Source organism: Bacillus sp. FSL E2-8887, assembly GCF_038007205.1.
In the GTDB taxonomy this organism is placed as follows: domain Bacteria; phylum Bacillota; class Bacilli; order Bacillales; family Bacillaceae_G; genus Bacillus_A; species Bacillus_A mycoides.
In genome coordinates, this window is the sequence record NZ_JBBOWS010000001.1 from 338,894 (window position 1) to 357,142 (window position 18,249).

Below are 18,249 nucleotides of genomic sequence, written 5' to 3' on the forward strand. Positions count from 1 at the left end.
CTCTTAGCTCTTCTTGGTAAAAGGGGGCATTCATCGTGGCCAACCTATTTAAAAAGAAATCCGTTACGCAATTGTTAGGGGAAAGTAAAAGTAAAACTTTGACGAAAACGCTAGGGGCATTTGACCTAACAATGCTAGGGATTGGTGCGATAATTGGTACAGGAGTTCTAGTATTAACTGGATTAGTAGCAGCAAGAGATGCTGGTCCAGCAGTTATTTTTTCATTTATGATTGCAGCAATTGTTTGTGGATTTGCAGCTTTATGTTATGCAGAGGTTGCATCTGCACTTCCTGTTTCAGGTAGTGTGTACACATATTCATATGCAACAATTGGTGAGTTTGTTGCCCATTTAATGGGATGGACATTGCTATCCGTATATGTCGTAACGACTGCCGCAGTAGCTGGCGGATGGACAGGTTATTTCAATAATTTAGTGAGTGGATTGGGACTTGAAATTCCTAAAGCATTGTTAACGATTCCATCGCAAGGTGGTATGGTGAACTTACCCGCAGTTATCATTACGTTGGTGATAACTTGGTTATTATCACGAGGTACAAAAGAAAGTAAGCGTGTGAATAACATAATGGTATTAATTAAAATTGGTATTGTTGTTTTATTCATTGCAGTTGGTGTATTCTACGTGAAACCAGAAAACTGGATACCATTTGCACCGTACGGCTTAAGTGGAGTCTTTGCCGGAGGAGCAGCAGTATTCTTCGCTTTCTTAGGATTTGATGCATTAGCAACTTCTGCTGAAGAAGTAAAAAATCCGCAACGTGATCTACCGATTGGTATTATTGCTTCATTAGTCATTTGTACAATCATTTATGTTGTAGTTTGTCTCGTTATGACAGGTATGGTTTCTTACAAGGAATTAGATGTACCTGAAGCGATGGCCTATGTACTAGAAGTTGTAGGACAAGATAAAGTGGCTGGTGTAATTGCTATTGGAGCTGTAATTGGTATTATGGCTGTAATTTTCGCATACATCTACGCTACGACACGTGTATTCTTCGCGATGAGCCGTGACGGTTTATTGCCAAAATCTTTTGCGAAAATTAACAAGAAGACAGAAGCACCAACATTTTCAGTTTGGTTAACAGGAATTGGTAGTGCTTTAATTGCTGGATTTATCGATTTAAAAGAATTGTCAAATTTAGCGAATATTGGAGCGTTATTAACATTCGCGATGGTTGGTGTAACTGTCATCATTCTTCGTAAAACGCATCCGAAATTACAACGTGGATTTATGGTACCATTTGTACCAATCTTACCGATTATTTCAGTTGCATGCTGTCTATTCTTAATGGTAAATCTACCGTTAAAAACATGGATATACTTCGGTGTTTGGTTGGCAATAGGAGTAGTTGTATACTTTGTATATTCGAAAAAGCACAGTCATCTAAAAGAAGATGGAAGTTCGCAAGATAGTTTAGAAAAAGCTAATTAAAGGGATATAACATAGTAAGCCTTGTGTGTCTAGGGAGCGCGCAAGGTTTTTTCTTTTGGGGAAATAAAGGGGGTCAATGTTACTTTGTCGAACTTTTTATGTCGGAATATGAAAAAAGAGGTGGAAAGATGGAGACGAAAGTTGTCGTTGGAGCAGAGGGATATAACAATAATCCAGGTTGGTTACATACGAATGAAGAAGAATTAAATTTATTAAAAAGAGAAACGTGGATTAATAAATTTCCGTCTAATTCTTTATCAGTAATTTTGGCTGAGCACGTATGGGAGCATTTATCGTATGAAGAAGGTATAGAAGCAGCTAAAGTTTGTTATGAGTTTTTAGAAGATAGTGGATATATTCGCTGCGCAGTGCCGGATGCATTTTTCCCAAATGAAGAGTATCAGCGTGGTGTGCAAGTGGGAGGACCTGGCCCGTTAGATCATCCAGCTGCAAGCCATAAAATTGTACATAACTACAAAACGATTATATCTATGTTTGAAGCAGCAGGTTTTCAAGTAAAGCTTTTAGAATACTGTGATGAGAATGGCCAGTTTCATTATAGTGATTGGGAAGAGAACGGTGGATTTATTTATCGATCGAAACGTTTTGATCATAGAAATCAAGAGGGTAAATTAGGATTCGCTTCGTTAATTGTGGATGCAGTGAAAGTTAATAAAGTGAAACTTTAATCAGTGGGGGGCTTCATCCCCCACTGATTATTAGCCCTCACCAATCGGGCTTTTACGGGCAGTTAATCTCCCACCTAACTTCTTTGTTCCAGCTGCATTTTGAGGTGGGAGTCTTACTGCCCGTTAATGCGGGATAAATAAGAAGGGATGCACGGTAGTTTTCGTGCATCCTTTTTGTATGAAGATCATGATAGATGCTGAAAATATTTATAGGTGTATTTTGAAATGTGAACGAAATGTTCAAAAAAATGTATGGAAATTCATTGACACATATGAATGGACGCTCATATAATAAAGGTATAAGACATATGAATAGTTGTTCATATGTTCAAATAAAGAGGTGAGCTGTGATGGCTGAAAATAAAGTAGAAACGCAACAGGAAGCATGTTCTCAAACGGTAATTCACGAGGAAATCGTGGATCAAGTAAAACAAACAATTCCGACTGATGAAAGTTTAAGCAAAGTGGCAGAATTATTTAAAGTATTAGGTGACCGTACACGTACGAGAATATTACATGCATTATTTGAAGCTGAAATGTGTGTTTGTGATTTAGCTTATTTATTAGGAATGACGCAATCTTCAATCTCACATCAGCTTCGTGTATTAAAGCAAGCAAAGCTTGTAAAGAACCGTAAAGAAGGAAAGGTAGTTTATTACTCATTAGCTGATCAACACGTAATTCATATCTTCGAGCAAGCGTTTGAACACGTAAACGAGGAAGAATAAAAAAGCGAGGAGGGAGAACGATGGCAGAAGCATTAGTGAAAAAGAAACTTATGCTAGAAGGTTTAGATTGTGCAAATTGTGCAATGAAAATTGAAAAAGGTGTTGGGAATATAGAAGGGGTAACATCTTGTTCCGTAAACTTTGCAACAAAAACGATGCTTTTAGAAACACCGCAAAATAAAGAAAATCAAGTTGTTACGGAAGCGAAGCAACTTGTTACAAAATTAGAGCCACATATTAAAGTGCAAGAAGAGCAAAAAACAAAATCAGTAAAAGAAGTATTTGTATTAGAAGGCTTAGACTGTGCAAATTGTGCAATGAAGATTGAAAATAAGGTAAAAGAAATGCCAACAGTTTCAGAAGCGACTGTTGATTTCGTATCAAAGAAATTAAGAGTAGAAGTTGCAAATAAACGAGAACTTGAATCGACTGTACAAAATATAAAAAATGTTGTTCAAAAGTTAGAGCCTGATGTAAAAGTTGTTCGTGAAGAGGAAAAAGGACACGACCATGACCATGATCATGGTGATGGAAATGTGAAAAAGATGATAGGAAGATTAGTAGTCGGTGGAATTTTGACAGGAATTGCTGCGTTAGCCGGATTACCGCAAATGATAACAATTCCATTATTCGTCCTTGCTTATTTATTAATAGGTGGAGATATCGTTTGGAGAGCGGTAAGAAACATAACTCGCGGCCAAGTGTTCGATGAAAACTTTTTAATGGCAATTGCAACTTTAGGAGCTTTCGCGATTCAACAATATCCAGAAGCGGTAGCAGTTATGCTATTTTACCAAGTAGGGGAACTGTTCCAAAGTATTGCAGTAAATCGTTCTCGGAAATCAATTACGTCATTAATGGATATTCGTCCTGACTATGCGAATGTGAAAGTTGGAAACGAAACGAAACAAGTATCACCAGAAGATGTGCAAATTGGTGAGTATATTATCGTAAAACCAGGTGAAAAAGTACCGTTAGACGGGAAAGTAGTTGAGGGAACATCAATGATGGATACTTCAGCGTTAACAGGTGAGTCTGTACCGAGGGAAGTAGAAGTTGGTAATGACGTATTAAGTGGTTTTGTAAACCAAAATGGTGTATTAATTGTCGAAGTTACAAAAGAGTTCGGTGAATCCACTGTATCGAAAATTTTAGACTTAGTACAAAATGCAAGTAGCAAAAAAGCGCCAACAGAAAACTTTATTACAAAGTTTGCACGTTATTATACTCCTGTTGTAGTTATAACAGCAGCAATAATGGCATTTATTCCACCACTTATTTTAGAGGGTGCTACATTCTCCGATTGGATTTATAGAGCTTTAGTGTTCTTAGTAATCTCTTGTCCATGTGCGCTCGTTGTATCGATTCCTCTTGGATTCTTTGGCGGTATTGGTGGGGCATCTAAAAGTGGTATTTTAGTAAAAGGAAGTAACTATTTAGAAGCATTGAATGATGTGAAATATATCGTTTTTGATAAAACAGGAACATTAACAAAAGGTGTCTTTAAAGTTACGAAGATGGAGCCTAGTGAAGGTATCACAGCTGAAGAGCTATTAGAATATGCAGCATTTGCAGAAGTATATTCAAATCATCCGATTGCACAATCTATTCGAAATGCATATGGAAAATCAATCGATGAAAATGCTATTGAAGACTATAGTGAAATTTCTGGTCATGGTACGGTTGTAAAAGTACAAGGAAAAGAAATTTTCGCAGGTAATGCTAAATTAATGAGCAAAGAAAACATTACATTTAAGCAACCAAATACAGTAGGTACACTAGTTCATGTTGCTGTAGATGGTAAATATGCAGGTTATATTGTTATCTCTGATGAGGTAAAAGAGGATTCAAAACAAGCAATTCAAAAGTTAAAAGAACTAGGTATTAAGAAGACAGTCATGTTAACTGGTGATGCAAAATCAGTCGGGGAAGCTGTTGGTAAAGAATTAGGTTTAGATGAAGTTCATGCCGAATTATTACCACACCAAAAAGTAGAAGAAATCGAAAAAATTGATGCAGCAAAACGCGGTAAAGAAAAGATTGCATTCGTCGGTGATGGTATTAATGATACGCCAGTACTAGCAAGGGCAGACGTTGGTATTGCGATGGGAGGCTTAGGGTCAGATGCAGCAATTGAAGCTGCTGACATCGTTATTATGACTGATGAGCCTTCAAAAATTGTGACAGCAGTAAAAATTGCAAAACGTACACGTAGCATCGTATGGCAAAATATTATATTTGCATTAGGGGTAAAAGGGTTAGTGTTATTACTCGGCGCCTTTGGTATTGCAACAATGTGGGAAGCAGTCTTCTCAGATGTTGGTGTGACGTTACTTGCAGTATTAAATGCAATGCGTGTACTACGAGTAAAAGATTTATAAAAAAGAGGACGCAATTGCGTCCTCTTTTTTATTGGTTATTTTGTTGAAATTGACTCAAGAAAATAATATCAAATATTATTTTGTTTTTAAATAATTTAATATATAAATTTACAAAAATATAATATTCTTCTTATTATTTTAATATATTTTTTACAAATATCCATATAGTATTGAAAAATGGAGAAGTGGGGGAGGGACAAAACCCCACTGATTAAAGCTTCACTTTATTTTTGTATATTTTTTTCAACCTGTTCTCGAACAGTTTGAATATAATTCATTTTATGATCCCAACATTCTTGGCTTAAATCGACAGGGTACTCTTCTGGGTTTAAAGTTCGCATATACTCTTCCCAAAATAGTGAGAGGCTGCGTTCATTATACTTTTGAATATCTAATATATTAGGTAATTCATACGCTCTTTTACCGTTAATGAAAATATCTTGATGTAGTTCGCGTGCTTCAAAGCTTGTTACGAATTTACTTATATATGTATGAACTGGATGAAACATTTTTAAACGCTCTTCTTTTCCGGGTTCTTCTGACTCTAAAGCAATATAATCGCCCTCTGCATGATCGTTAACACGGTTAATAATACGATAAACTCGTTTAAGTCCTGGGGTTGTAATTTTTTCAGGATTAGATGAAATCTTAATCGTATCATTTAATTTTCCGTCAGTATCTTCAATAGCGACTAGTTTATAAACAGCCCCTAATGCTGGCTGCTCAAAGGATGTAATCAGCTTTGTACCAACACCCCATACATCAATTTTTGCCCCTTGAGATTTCAAGTGCATAATCGTATATTCATCTAAATCGCTAGAAGCGATAATTTTTGTGTTTGTAAATCCAGCTGCATCAAGTTGTTTTCTGGCCTCCTTTGATAAATATGCCATATCACCACTATCAAGGCGAATGCCATAAAAATCGATACGATCCCCGAACTCTTTTGCAACACGAATCGCATTTGGAACACCAGATTTTAATGTGTCGTATGTATCGACAAGAAATACACATTTTTTATGTGTTTCAGCATATTTTTTAAATGCAACATATTCATCGCGATATGCTTGAACGAAAGAATGGGCATGTGTGCCAGCTACAGGGATGCCAAATCGTTTCCCTGCGCGAACGTTACTTGTAGATGAAAAACCACCAATAAAGGCAGCTCGTGTTCCCCAAAGGGCAGCATCAAACTCATGAGCGCGTCTTGTACCGAACTCTAAAAGCTCATCATTATTTGCAGCGTGCTTCATACGTGCAGCTTTTGTAGCAATTAATGTTTGGTAATTTACAATATTTAAGAGGGCGGTTTCAATTATTTGTGCCTCGCCAAGCGGTGCATCAACACGTAATAATGGTTCGTTATTAAAAACAACTTCGCCTTCTTGCATACTACGAATCGTGCCAGTAAATTTCATGTTTTGTAAATAATGAAGGAAGTCTTCTTCAAATTGCAGCTCTGCTAAATAAGCGATGTCACTTTCGGTAAAGCTGAAATTTTCTATGTACTCTACAATTTTTTCAAGACCAGCAAAAACAGCATAGCCGTTTTCGAATGGAAGCTTTCGAAAGTATAGATCAAAAACAGAACGGCGAGTATGAATACCATCTTTCCAATATGTATAAGCCATGTTGATTTGATATAAATCTGTATGTAAGGCGTAACTATCGTCTTTATAATGATTCATTGCGAAAACACCTCCGTAATTTGGTTATAGTATACCAATTTTTCCCCTTTCGTAGCAAAGAAGTAATAGGGGATTGAAGTCAAGAGAGAAAAAAATGAAATAATGCATATTTTTTAGAAAATTTACATTTATCAATTTATATTTCTCTAGATTTTATGTATTATTAGAGTAGTGGGGGTAATGAGAATGGAGGAGGACAATGCAACAAACATTAGAAAAAATAGGCAAGCAAGTTTTTTATAAACGGCTACAGCAAAAAATGACACAAGAAGAATTATGTCAGGGCATTTGTTCTGTCTCATACTTAAGTAAGATCGAAAATGGAAAGATTGAAGCATCAGAAGAAATTCTACAATTGCTCTGCACAAGACTAGAAATTGCTGTGACGGATTTGAGAGATGTAGAAGAAGATGTGAAAGTGAAGTTGGACGAGTGGTTGAATGCATTAGTTCATTTGGACAAGCAACAAGTAGAGCGCATATACGAAGAGTTGCAAGGTGAAATGAAGCATGTGTTGGATTTTGAAATTATAAATTATTATAAACTGCTGTATACACGTTATTTAATTATGAAAAGGGATTTTCCTGCTGTCGAAGAAGAGTTAGAGAGCTTAAAGAAGATGTATAAAAAGTATTCACCATTCCAGAAATTATTATATACGTATAGCAAGGGATTATATTATTTCTTACAACATAAATATAAGACGGCATTGGAGTACTTGGCTCGAACAGAAGTAATGGCGAAGGAGCAAGGGTATCACGAAAATGGAATATACTTTAATTTAGCTCTTGTTTACAATGAATTAGAAGTTGAACATATGACTTTACATTTTGCTAATGTAGCAATGGAAGGATTTAAGAATGAATATAAGTTTCGGTATGTAATAAATTGTCAATTACTTATTGCGTTGAGTTACATACAGAAAAGGCAATATGATGAAGCGCTTTCTATTTATAATAATATTTTGAGAGAGGCGAATTCTTTTGCTGATAAAGAAAGCATAACAGCTATTGCTTTAAATAACTTAGGATTTTTGTACTATAACTTAAAAGATTATGCAAAGGCTAAAGATTATTATTTGCAATGCTTAAAGTATAAGAAGGAAGAGGATTTAAATTATATTGATGCAGTATATGAGATTGCTTTACAGTGTATAGAATTAAAAGAATTTGAAGAAGCAAAAGAGTGGATCAGTAAAGGGGTAGATGTCGCGAAGAGGGATGAAAAGTATAAAAGTATGCTATATATACTTTTAGTGCTTAAGCATAAATACTTTGAAACTAAAGATGTTTATAAAAAATTTTTAGAAGTTGAGGCGATCCCATTTTATAGAAGTGAAGAGAATAAAAAGGAATTAAAAATGGTGTATTTAGAACTAGCAGCGTATCATGAAGAACTATTAGAGTTTCGAGAAAGTAATAACTATTATAAATTAGCAATTAATTTATTGGAAGAAAAGGGAGGAAAATAATATGAAGAAAATAATTATTGGTGCTTTGGCTTTGGTAGCTGTATTAGTGGTATTGGAACCTCAGTATGCTTGGACATCGGATATCTATGGTCAAGGAGAGAATGTAGTTGAAGTGGTAAACTCTTAATAAAAACCCCCTTTCCAAACGGAAAGGGGGTTTTTATTTTTCAATATTTGTTCCTCAAAATTCTACAACACTTGAGAAAGAAATTAATTGAATTTTTAGTATATTAATAGTGGAAACATAATGATAATATGAAACTACTCTTTTTCAAAAATTTTTTATTAGGGGGAATGTTAGATGAAAAAGAAGAGTTTAGCGTTAGTGTTAGCGGCAGGAATGGCAGTTACTACGTTCGGAGGGACAGGCTCTGCATTTGCGGATTCTAAAAATGTACTCTCTACTAAGAAGTACAATGAGACGGTACAGTCACCTGAGTTTATTTCTGGTGATCTAACTGGAGCGACTGGTAAGAAAGCGGAATCTGTGGTGTTTGATTACTTAAACGCAGCAAAAGGTGATTATAAGCTAGGGGAAAAGAGTGCACAAGATTCTTTCAAAGTGAAACAAGTGAAAAAAGATGCTGTAACTGATTCAACAGTAGTACGTATGCAACAAGTTTACGAGGGAGTACCTGTATGGGGGTCTACTCAAGTAGCTCACGTAAGTAAAGATGGTTCTTTAAAAGTATTGTCTGGAACAGTTGCGCCTGATTTAGACAAGAAGGAAAAGTTAAAAAACAAAAATAAGATTGAAGGCGCAAAAGCAATTGAAATTGCGCAACAAGATTTAGGAGTAACACCTAAATACGAAGTAGATCCAAAAGCGGATTTATATGTATATCAAAATGGTGAAGAAACGACATATGCATACGTTGTGAATTTAAACTTCTTAGAGCCAAATCCAGGAAACTATTACTATTTCATTGAAGCGGAAAGCGGTAAAGTGTTAAATAAATATAATAAACTTGATCATGTAACGAATGATGATAAGTCACCAGTTAAGCAAGATGCTCCTAAACAGGAAGCGAAAGCGGTTGTAAAGCCTGTAACAGGGACGAATAAAGTTGGAACTGGTAAAGGTGTATTAGGAGATACGAAATCGCTTAATACAACGTTATCTGGATCATCTTACTATTTACAAGATAATACGCGCGGAGCAACAATTTTCACATATGATGCGAAAAACCGCTCAACATTACCAGGAACATTATGGGCAGATGCAGATAATGTTTTCAATGCAGCGTATGATGCAGCGGCAGTAGATGCTCATTACTATGCAGGTAAAACATATGATTACTATAAAGCTACATTTAACAGAAACTCTATTAATGATGCAGGAGCACCATTAAAATCAACAGTTCATTACGGAAGTAAGTATAATAATGCATTCTGGAACGGCTCACAAATGGTATACGGAGATGGTGATGGTGTAACATTCACTTCATTATCTGGTGGCATTGATGTAATTGGCCATGAATTAACACATGCTGTTACGGAAAATAGCTCGGATTTAATTTATCAAAATGAATCAGGAGCGTTAAATGAAGCAATTTCTGATATTTTTGGTACTTTAGTAGAATTCTATGATAACCGTAACCCAGATTGGGAGATTGGTGAAGATATTTATACACCTAGTAAGGCGGGAGATGCACTTCGTTCTATGAGTGATCCAGCGAAATATGGTGACCCAGACCATTATTCTAAGCGTTACACTGGTTCAAGTGATAACGGTGGCGTTCATACAAACAGTGGTATTATTAACAAACAAGCTTATTTATTAGCAAATGGTGGTACGCATTCTGGTGTAACTGTAACTGGTATCGGTAAAGATAAATTAGGTGCGATTTACTACCGTGCAAATACACAGTATTTCACGCAATCTACTACATTTAGTCAAGCACGTGCTGGTGCAGTACAAGCTGCAGCTGATTTATATGGTGCTAGCTCTGCAGAAGTAGCAGCAGTTAAGCAATCATTTAGTGCTGTTGGTGTAAACTAAGGCTTTAAGGGATAGTTATTAATAAAATACCTCAAAAATAAAGAAGGAGCATAGGCTCCTTCTTTATTTTTTTCTCCATTTTTTCCACAAATAAAATAATCCAACACAACCTGCGATTGTAATAATCCATTTCGCTTCATTTGTTCCGTTAATGACATGATATGCAGAATATACTTCAATCAATAAAGCCGGTATTTTCCCTATTGTGCTGGCAATACTGAAAGAGAGTAATGACATTTTGCCTAGAGCTGCAAATAAAGTAACGATACTTGATGGGATGAAAGGTATGAATCGAAACGATAGAACGAGTAGAAAGGCCTCTCTACCTTCTACATAAAGTAGGCGTTCTACCTTTGGATACTTATTTACTTTGTTGTGAGTGAATTTCTGAAGGCCTATACGATAAATATAAAACGAGATAATAGCCCCTAATGCCTCACCTGCGATCGAAATAATGGTTCCGTTTGTTACACCGAAGAGTTGTATGTTAATAGCGGTCAAAAAAATACTAGGGATAAAACCTAAAAGACTGATGATGATGTTAATTAAGATACTAAGTGGAATTGCGATTGAATAATAGTCTGTTAAGAAGTTTTGAATTGTTTCAGCCATTGTTTAAAATCCTTTATCTTTTTTTGCATTACACCATATTTCTATTGTGTAGGCAAGTGCAAATTTACATAATGTAGGAAACTGTTGATAGAAAGTGGTTTGTATACCTCATATAGGTATTGAGTATATGAAAGTATGGGTATATTTAGTTTGTTTAAAAACACTCCATAAATCCTGTATTTAAAGGGTTTGTGGAGTATTTCGATTGGTGTTTTCATCTGGGAAATAATTATAAAAACATGGGGGTATATTTTAAAAAGGGCGAAAAACAGTGATTTGATGAAAGGGGGGTGGAAAATATAGCAAAATGAATGAGGATTTTAAAACTGTATACATTTTTTCTTTGTGAAATTGACTTTTAGTGGAGTTACGATAATAATCATGGAAGAGGTGATACGATGAAACGATTAAGTAGTCTTTTCTTGAGTAGTTTATTGGCACTAATGCTGATTTTAAGTGGATGTGCAGGAAAAGAACAAAAAACAGAAAAACCAAAAGAGGATCATTCTACATCAGTAGAAAAAATTAGTGATAATATTTTAGATGAAATGGAAGGGCCACCTAAAAATGGTCATACGATTGAAAGGCATGTAGGTAAATCAGAAGAGGATTTGAAGAATCGTTTGAAGACAGATAAAGTTTCAGCGGCAAGTACATACTATGATAAGGAAACAGCGACAAAGGCTGTGAAAGATAGTTTAAAACAACATGATAAAGAAATTCAGGATTGGTTGAAAAACTCTAAAGAGGCTCGTCTTGTATTGAATACAACTCATTCATTCCCAGTTGGAAAAACAGTAATAAAGAAAAATATGAATGTAAAAGACAAACTAGTAAAGACTGTTACTGTTTTAGCGAGAGATAAATCAGGAAATCTAGGATTTAAGATTATTACTTCTTATCCATCAGATAAATAAAGGGGGGAGTATATATGTATCCAACATTACAATACTTTCTTAAATCGTACTGTACGTTAAGTATTCATGAGGATGAAATAGTAAGCGTGATGGAAGAGTTTATAGAGCAAGAGGACGAAGAGATTGTTTTGAAATTACGCGATGAATTAGTAAATATGAAGAAAAAGAACGCGTGGGAAGAAGCGTGCGTATTAGCTGCGAAGCAAGGCAATCGTGTGTGGTCTTTAGAAGAAACGAAAGATCATCTGGGGATTTTTTTACTATTATTGCAAAAGAAAAAGGCGTGAGTAGATCACGCCTTTTTGTATACGCTTTTTGAAATTTGTCCGTTTGATATTATCTCATTGTTTTGGGGCACTTTTATATACGCTTTTTGAAATTTGTCCATTTGAGAGTACTTCACCGTTTTGTGTTACTTTTTTATACGTAACCGCTGTTATTTTATCACCAGTATTACTAATTACTTGAGAAGAAACTTCAACATTTTTACCAGTATTTGTACCGAAAATACGTGTAGTAATACTACCGCCATTTGAAAATGCTTGAATGTAAATATGCTTACCTGTATTGTTTTTAAATTTTAAATCCGGACCATAATCTGCCACTGCTGCATCCTGCCCAAGTGGTAAATAATTTACGGGCATAGAATGATTGCTTCGAGAAACAATTCCTAAATCTGCCCTTAAAGCTGCGCTGTATAAAGTACTACTTACTTGGCAAACGCCTCCGCCTGCACTTTGTATAACTTTACCTTGTGAATATACTGCTGCGGATTTATAACCATGTGCAGCATCAGTTACGCCAACACGGCCATTAAAACTAAACGTTTCATCAGGTGCTACAATAACTCCACTTAAAGTATTAGCTGACTTATTTACGTTATAGGATTGATTTCCATTACGGCCAGCCATTGGGGTAGAGTATTCAGCAATCACTTCTTTAATCCCCATTTGTTGTATATCTTCTGTAGAACGTTCAGGTTTTATTAGTGTAACTGGTAATACAACATCGGGTGTGCCAGAAGTAATAGCTGCGCTTGTTAAATCGGTTAATTTTCCTTTATCAATTTTTTCTCCATTTTGACTTTGGCTAATATTTACTGTAGAGCCTTCAACACTTAATTCGGCGTTGACAGGATTCTTTAATGTTTCATTATATTTATCCTTTATAAAGGTTTCATAAGTTGTTGTATTTAATTGTGGTGTTAATTTATAGTCACGTTTTACTTCACCGTTTTCAGCTTGCTTACGCATGTTGTAACGATTCATTACGTTCCCTTCTTGTTCTTTAAAGATATTGTCGACAATATCCTTCTCTTTATAATCTACTCCTAAATCTTTCCACGTGTAATTTTGCTTATCATTTTGGAATACGTAGTTAAGAGATTTTTGATTTAATTCATTCATCTTTTGATTAACAAGGGCTTGAATATCTGCTTTATTTTTTCCATCAAGAGAAATACCTTCAAATGTAGTGTTTGGTAGTGCAGTTGTATTTAGTTGATTATTTAATTTGGATACATATTGATATCCACCAATACCACCAACACAAAGTAATATGCCACCAGCAATAGCGGAACCGATCAGTATTTTGCTTAGCTTCATTTATTTCCCCCCAGAAAAATTTGTATAAATATATGTATTACATTTTTTGTATAAAAATGATGAAAATAACATTATGTACGTCCTAGTATACTATTATTTTCACTACGTGTGTAATGTTTTCATAAAAAATGTTACACTGCTGTAATAATTGTCTCTTTTTGTCACAATATGCATGAGAAATATGTTGAAAATTATAATAAAAAGGCTGCTTAGAAAAATCTAGCAGCCTTTTTATTATAATTTTTTATGCTCATTTTTATTCGTAACACCGAGATGTTCTTGAAGTGTTGTCGATATATCATTAACACTCTTTTCGTTTGGAACGTAATAATAAATACCACCTATATATTTATCAGTACCTTCCACTTGCAATTTATCCATTTTTAAATTTGAATCCATTGAATTTTTTGCAATAGTCATCATATCATCAAAAGTTAAATTTGTTTTTAAGTCTGTATCGACAGCATCTAATAGGCTTCCGATTTTATTAATGGAATTGAGAGATAGGGCTTTTTCAGCAATAGCTTCTAAAACAAGTTGTTGTCGTTGACCGCGCATATAATCACTGTCAATATGGCGAGTTCTAGCTAGTGCAAGTGCTTCTTCTCCATTTAAATGTTGACGCCCTTTTTTTAGGTGAATTGCATCTGCTTCGTCGCTACTATTTTGTTCTGTGAACTCAACTGGAACGTCGACAGTTATACCACCTAGAGAATCAACAATCTTGATAAAGGATTTGAAATTAAATTTTACATAGTAATCAACTGGTACATCTAAAAATTTTTCTACTGTATCAATTGTGCTGTCTACACCACCAAATACATGTGCATGTGTAATTTTATCATATTTATCACGTGATTTAATGAAGACGCGTGAATCACGTGGAATGCTGACTAGTTTAACAGATTTATCATTTTTATTAATTGTTGCAAGTAGTAATGCATCTGTACGAGTCGCTTTTCCGTAACCTTTTTCCCTGATATCACTTTCATCAACACCCATGATCAGGACAGAAATATTATCAGTCATAGGTTTAACAGCTTTTTCACGTTTGCTGGATTTATCTCCTCGGCCGAGTTCAGAATAAGCGTTGCTTAAGACGGATTTTGCTTTACTGTATATATGGAAGGAATAGCCTCCTGCTCCCATTGCTACAATAAGTAATGGAATAAGAATGAACCAAAGTAGGCGCTTTTTCTTTGAGCGTCCTTTTTTGGCTCGAGTTTCGTTGTTAATGTCGGATTTCATCATTTTTTCTCCTTTAAAACAATCAAAGTGTATACATCTAGAAGCGTATTAAAACACATAAAAAATATTTTACGCTAAATAAAAGGTATTGTACATGTATAAAAAATAGATGTATTGATTATTTATCCCGCATTAACGGGCAGTAAAACTCCCACCTCAAAGTCCAGCGAATGCAAGGAAGTTAGGTGGGAGATAACTGCCCGTAAATGCCCGATTGGTTCAACTAATAATCAGTGGGGGATAGCCCCCTCTGATTAAAGTTTCACTTTATAAGACATCTATTCGTTATTGTATACAAAAGACAGGGATAAGAAAATGATAAAATTTTACCTAATTAAAGCATAATACTTACAATAATCGCAGATAAAATACTAACAAGAGTAGCGCCGTATAGTAATTTTAGGCCGAAGCGGGCAACAACATTTCCTTGTTCTTCGTTTAACCCTTTTACCGCACCGGAAATAATTCCAATGGAAGAAAAGTTGGCAAAAGAAACGAGGAAGACAGAAATAATACCAACTGTACGGATAGAGAGAGTGCTGGAAATTTTGCTAAGATCCATCATTGCTACAAACTCATTTGTTACAAGCTTTGTTGCCATAATGCTACCAGCTGTGACAATCTCAGAACTTGGTACGCCGATAAGAAATGCAATAGGGGCGAATACATAGCCTATTAATTGTTGGAAAGTAATGCCGAATATAATGAGGAATAGGTCATTAATGCAACTCATTAATGCGACGAATCCAATGAGCATAGCACCGACGACAATTGCTACACGAAAACCATCAAGAATGTATTCTCCAAGCATTTCAAAGAAACTTTGTTTTTCCCCTTTTATTACCAAAATGTCTTCATCATCGTTAACGTCGTAAGGGTTAATAATGAGTACGATAATAAAACCACTAAATAAATTGAGAACGAGTGCGGTTACTACATATTTTGGTTCAATCATTGTCATATAGGCACCGACAATGGACATAGATACTGTTGACATAGCAGAGGCGCAAAGTGTATATAGTCGATGTTTTGGAATTTGGGCTAATTGTTTTTTAACCGTAATAAAAACTTCTGATTGGCCGACAATAGCGGAAGCGATGGCGTTGTAAGATTCTAATTTCCCAAGACCGTTTATTTTACTAAGAAAGAAACCAATCCAACGAATAAAGAATGGTAGTATTTTGAAATGTTGTAATATACCAATTAAGACGGAGATAAAGACAATCGGTAATAATACGTTAAGGAAAAATGGCATTTCCCCTTTATTTGCAAGACCGCCAAATACAAAGTTTATACCACTGGCAGCATACTCAAGTAGCCTCGTAAACAGGCCAGAAATTACCGTAATAAGTATGAGACCAATTTCTGTATTTAATAATAAATAGGTTAAAATTAATTGTATAATAAGCATGATGAAAATTGGTTTAAATTTAATATGTTTTTTATTGTTGCTAGCAATATAAGCAAGGAAGAAAACAACGATAAGTCCCACGAAAAAAGTAATAAATTTCATAGTAAGCCCCCTAAAAGAGATATTCTGCTATATATGTTTTTCATTTCAAGGGAGAATATGCATCTTTGGTAAAGAAAGGAATAGAGAGAGCATGAATATATGTAGAGTGCACCACGTTGCAATTATTTGTTCGAATTATGAACTGTCAAAGGATTTTTATACTCGGATATTAGGTTTTAAAGCGATAAATGAAGTATATAGAAAAGAACGAGATTCTTATAAGTTAGATTTATGTGTAGGGGAAGAGTATCAAATTGAATTATTTTCATTTCCTAGTCCACCTGAGCGCCCAAGTTTTCCAGAAGCAGCTGGACTTAGACATTTAGCATTTGCTGTTACAAATATAGAAGAAGCTGTAAACCATTTAAAACAATGCGGTGTGGAGACTGAAGCGATACGTATGGATGAAATTACGGATAAAAAATTTGTCTTTTTCCAAGATCCTGATGGCTTGCCTTTAGAATTGTATGAGGCTTGAAATTGGTGAATTTTATATAGGGTTGCTTTCAAATAAATGAAGAAACTAAAGTGAAACTTCTTTTTTAAAGGAGGTGTAACTTTAGCTAAGAAAGCTAAAGGACATATGTGGATATTTTAAAATTACTGATGGTAGCCATCCTTATTGCGTTAACAGCATTTTTTGTGGCTGTTGAGTTTGCAATTATTAAGGTGCGTAGCAGTCGTATTGATCAACTCGTTAGTGAAAAACGACGAGGAGCATTGGCAGCTAAAAAAGTAACTTCGAATTTAGATGAGTATTTATCAGCATGTCAGTTAGGTATTACAATTACTGCTTTAGGGCTTGGGTGGTTAGGAGAGCCCACTATAAAACATATACTCGAGCCGTTGTTTTTAAAACTACACCTATCTCCTGCAATTGCAAGTACAGTTTCATTTATTATTGCCTTTGCAGTTATTACGTTTTTACATGTTGTCATTGGTGAACTTGCTCCGAAGACGCTCGCTATACAAAGGGCAGAGCAAGTTAGCTTATTATTATCGAAGCCAATTATTTACTTTTACCGAGTAATGTATCCGTTTATTTGGGCTTTAAATGGTTCTGCAAGGCTTGTAACAGGGTTATTCGGATTACATCCGGCTTCTGAGCATGAAGTAGCTCATTCGGAGGAAGAATTACGATTAATCTTATCTGAGAGTTATGAGAGTGGAGAGATTAATCAAAGGGAATTTAAATATGTAAATAATATTTTTGAATTCGATAATAGAGTCGCAAAGGAAATTATGGTACCTCGTACGGAAGTTGTAGGTTTATATGAGGACGAACCATTTGAAACACATATTAAAATAATCGCACAAGAAAAGTACACGAGATATCCCGTATTTGGTGAAGATAAAGATGAAATTATTGGGATGGTTAATGTAAAGGATTTATTTATTCGTTATATGGATGGTAATCGAGACGAGGGGTGCTCGATTACGCCATATACAAGACCAGTTATTGAAGTGTTAGAAAATATCCCTATTCATGATTTGCTATTACAAATGCAAAGAAAACGAATTCCATTAGCTGTATTATATGATGAATATGGTGGTACAGCGGGGATCGTTACACTAGAAGATATTTTAGAAGAAATTGTTGGAGAAATCCGAGATGAATACGATGAAGATGAACACCCGCCTATAGAGCATATAAGTGAAGGGTGTAAAATCGTAGAGGGAAAAGTGCTTATTAGTGAAGTAAATGATTTATTTGGCATACACTTAATCGCTGATGATGTAGATACAATTGGTGGCTGGATTATGGTACAAAAGCAAATCGTTGCTGAAGGAGATATTATTGAAAAACACGGCTTTTCTTTTAAAGTTCTTGAAAAGGATATGCATCAAATTAAGCGAGTTGAAATAAAGAAAGTAGAAGAATGAATGGATTTTCTATTATATAAACTTTAATAAAAAGTATATATAGAAAAATAAATGTTTGCGC

General features: G+C 35.0%; 16 protein-coding genes. 11 read left to right on the forward strand and 5 right to left on the reverse strand.

The window, feature by feature from the left end:
• Positions 1-35 precede the first annotated feature (35 nt).
• The 4 genes from NSQ08_RS01525 (at position 36) to NSQ08_RS01540 (ending at position 5,249) form a co-directional block, all read left to right on the forward strand.
• Complete coding sequence (locus tag NSQ08_RS01525; protein WP_002029712.1) at positions 36-1,451, forward strand: amino acid permease; 1,416 nt, start codon at positions 36-38, stop codon at positions 1,449-1,451.
• A 128-nt stretch (positions 1,452-1,579) separates the two neighbouring features.
• Positions 1,580-2,140, forward strand: a complete 561-nt coding sequence (locus tag NSQ08_RS01530) for a class I SAM-dependent methyltransferase (protein WP_038626977.1) — start codon at positions 1,580-1,582, stop codon at positions 2,138-2,140.
• Positions 2,141-2,490: 350 nt separating this feature from the next.
• A complete protein-coding gene (locus NSQ08_RS01535; RefSeq protein ID WP_002010461.1) occupies positions 2,491-2,868 on the forward strand; it encodes an ArsR/SmtB family transcription factor in 378 nt (125 codons plus the stop codon).
• A 20-nt stretch (positions 2,869-2,888) separates the two neighbouring features.
• The gene (locus tag NSQ08_RS01540; protein WP_340770753.1) at positions 2,889-5,249 is read left to right on the forward strand and encodes a heavy metal translocating P-type ATPase; all 2,361 of its coding nucleotides are present in this window, start codon (positions 2,889-2,891) and stop codon (positions 5,247-5,249) included.
• 224 nt (positions 5,250-5,473) lie between these two features.
• Here the strand turns inward: NSQ08_RS01540 and NSQ08_RS01545 are convergent, their stop codons facing one another.
• The gene (locus NSQ08_RS01545; RefSeq protein ID WP_002169184.1) at positions 5,474-6,937 is read right to left on the reverse strand and encodes a nicotinate phosphoribosyltransferase; all 1,464 of its coding nucleotides are present in this window, start codon (positions 6,935-6,937) and stop codon (positions 5,474-5,476) included.
• Positions 6,938-7,136: 199 nt separating this feature from the next.
• Between NSQ08_RS01545 and NSQ08_RS01550 the strand changes: the two genes are divergently transcribed.
• From NSQ08_RS01550 to NSQ08_RS01560, 3 genes are all read left to right on the forward strand, one after another.
• On the forward strand, positions 7,137-8,408 hold the full coding sequence (locus NSQ08_RS01550; protein ID WP_002029721.1) for a tetratricopeptide repeat protein: 1,272 nt from the start codon (positions 7,137-7,139) through the stop codon (positions 8,406-8,408).
• Position 8,409: 1 nt separating this feature from the next.
• Positions 8,410-8,535, forward strand: a complete 126-nt coding sequence (locus NSQ08_RS01555; protein ID WP_002029719.1) for an NprX family peptide pheromone — start codon at positions 8,410-8,412, stop codon at positions 8,533-8,535.
• 174 nt (positions 8,536-8,709) lie between these two features.
• Positions 8,710-10,410: a M4 family metallopeptidase gene (locus NSQ08_RS01560; RefSeq protein WP_012260292.1), complete on the forward strand. Its 1,701-nt coding sequence runs from the start codon at positions 8,710-8,712 to the stop codon at positions 10,408-10,410.
• A gap of 63 nt (positions 10,411-10,473) precedes the next feature.
• Here the strand turns inward: NSQ08_RS01560 and NSQ08_RS01565 are convergent, their stop codons facing one another.
• Entirely contained in the window at positions 10,474-11,022 is a 549-nt protein-coding gene (locus tag NSQ08_RS01565; protein ID WP_002029716.1) for a TVP38/TMEM64 family protein, read from the reverse strand.
• A gap of 398 nt (positions 11,023-11,420) precedes the next feature.
• Between NSQ08_RS01565 and NSQ08_RS01570 the strand changes: the two genes are divergently transcribed.
• Together NSQ08_RS01570 and NSQ08_RS01575 are read left to right on the forward strand one after the other, a co-directional pair.
• Complete coding sequence (locus NSQ08_RS01570; RefSeq protein WP_002125157.1) at positions 11,421-11,939, forward strand: RNase A-like domain-containing lipoprotein; 519 nt, start codon at positions 11,421-11,423, stop codon at positions 11,937-11,939.
• Positions 11,940-11,953: 14 nt separating this feature from the next.
• Complete coding sequence (locus NSQ08_RS01575; protein WP_016101844.1) at positions 11,954-12,226, forward strand: hypothetical protein; 273 nt, start codon at positions 11,954-11,956, stop codon at positions 12,224-12,226.
• A 54-nt stretch (positions 12,227-12,280) separates the two neighbouring features.
• Here NSQ08_RS01575 and NSQ08_RS01580 read toward each other — a convergent pair whose 3' ends face one another.
• The 3 genes from NSQ08_RS01580 to NSQ08_RS01590 form a co-directional block, all read right to left on the reverse strand.
• The gene (locus tag NSQ08_RS01580; RefSeq protein WP_002010475.1) at positions 12,281-13,543 is read right to left on the reverse strand and encodes a VanW family protein; all 1,263 of its coding nucleotides are present in this window, start codon (positions 13,541-13,543) and stop codon (positions 12,281-12,283) included.
• Positions 13,544-13,777: 234 nt separating this feature from the next.
• Positions 13,778-14,794 (reverse strand): LCP family glycopolymer transferase, encoded by a 1,017-nt coding sequence (locus NSQ08_RS01585; RefSeq protein WP_002029713.1) that lies wholly within the window; start codon positions 14,792-14,794, stop codon positions 13,778-13,780.
• A 331-nt stretch (positions 14,795-15,125) separates the two neighbouring features.
• Positions 15,126-16,304, reverse strand: a complete 1,179-nt coding sequence (locus NSQ08_RS01590) for a NupC/NupG family nucleoside CNT transporter (RefSeq protein ID WP_088038426.1) — start codon at positions 16,302-16,304, stop codon at positions 15,126-15,128.
• A 91-nt stretch (positions 16,305-16,395) separates the two neighbouring features.
• Between NSQ08_RS01590 and gloA2 the strand changes: the two genes are divergently transcribed.
• Positions 16,396-16,782, forward strand: coding sequence for an SMU1112c/YaeR family gloxylase I-like metalloprotein (gene gloA2 / locus NSQ08_RS01595; RefSeq protein WP_001017670.1), 387 nt, complete (start codon positions 16,396-16,398; stop codon positions 16,780-16,782).
• Positions 16,783-16,889: 107 nt separating this feature from the next.
• Positions 16,890-18,188, forward strand: coding sequence for a hemolysin family protein (locus NSQ08_RS01600; RefSeq protein WP_016093357.1), 1,299 nt, complete (start codon positions 16,890-16,892; stop codon positions 18,186-18,188).
• Positions 18,189-18,249: the final 61 nt, after the last annotated feature.

Excerpts from the sequence above, each read along its gene's own strand:
- NSQ08_RS01535 (WP_002010461.1), top strand. The coding sequence starts at position 2,491 with ATGGCTGAAAATAAAGTAGAAACGCAACAGGAAGCATGTTCTCAAACG.
- NSQ08_RS01585 (WP_002029713.1), bottom strand. The coding sequence starts at position 14,794 with ATGATGAAATCCGACATTAACAACGAAACTCGAGCCAAAAAAGGACGC.
- gloA2 (WP_001017670.1), top strand. The coding sequence starts at position 16,396 with ATGAATATATGTAGAGTGCACCACGTTGCAATTATTTGTTCGAATTAT.
- NSQ08_RS01540 (WP_340770753.1), top strand. The coding sequence starts at position 2,889 with ATGGCAGAAGCATTAGTGAAAAAGAAACTTATGCTAGAAGGTTTAGAT.
- NSQ08_RS01530 (WP_038626977.1), top strand. The coding sequence starts at position 1,580 with ATGGAGACGAAAGTTGTCGTTGGAGCAGAGGGATATAACAATAATCCA.
- NSQ08_RS01590 (WP_088038426.1), bottom strand. The coding sequence starts at position 16,304 with ATGAAATTTATTACTTTTTTCGTGGGACTTATCGTTGTTTTCTTCCTT.
- NSQ08_RS01550 (WP_002029721.1), top strand. The coding sequence starts at position 7,137 with ATGCAACAAACATTAGAAAAAATAGGCAAGCAAGTTTTTTATAAACGG.
- NSQ08_RS01580 (WP_002010475.1), bottom strand. The coding sequence starts at position 13,543 with ATGAAGCTAAGCAAAATACTGATCGGTTCCGCTATTGCTGGTGGCATA.
- NSQ08_RS01555 (WP_002029719.1), top strand. The coding sequence starts at position 8,410 with ATGAAGAAAATAATTATTGGTGCTTTGGCTTTGGTAGCTGTATTAGTG.
- NSQ08_RS01560 (WP_012260292.1), top strand. The coding sequence starts at position 8,710 with ATGAAAAAGAAGAGTTTAGCGTTAGTGTTAGCGGCAGGAATGGCAGTT.
- NSQ08_RS01575 (WP_016101844.1), top strand. The coding sequence starts at position 11,954 with ATGTATCCAACATTACAATACTTTCTTAAATCGTACTGTACGTTAAGT.
- NSQ08_RS01570 (WP_002125157.1), top strand. The coding sequence starts at position 11,421 with ATGAAACGATTAAGTAGTCTTTTCTTGAGTAGTTTATTGGCACTAATG.
- NSQ08_RS01565 (WP_002029716.1), bottom strand. The coding sequence starts at position 11,022 with ATGGCTGAAACAATTCAAAACTTCTTAACAGACTATTATTCAATCGCA.
- NSQ08_RS01545 (WP_002169184.1), bottom strand. The coding sequence starts at position 6,937 with ATGAATCATTATAAAGACGATAGTTACGCCTTACATACAGATTTATAT.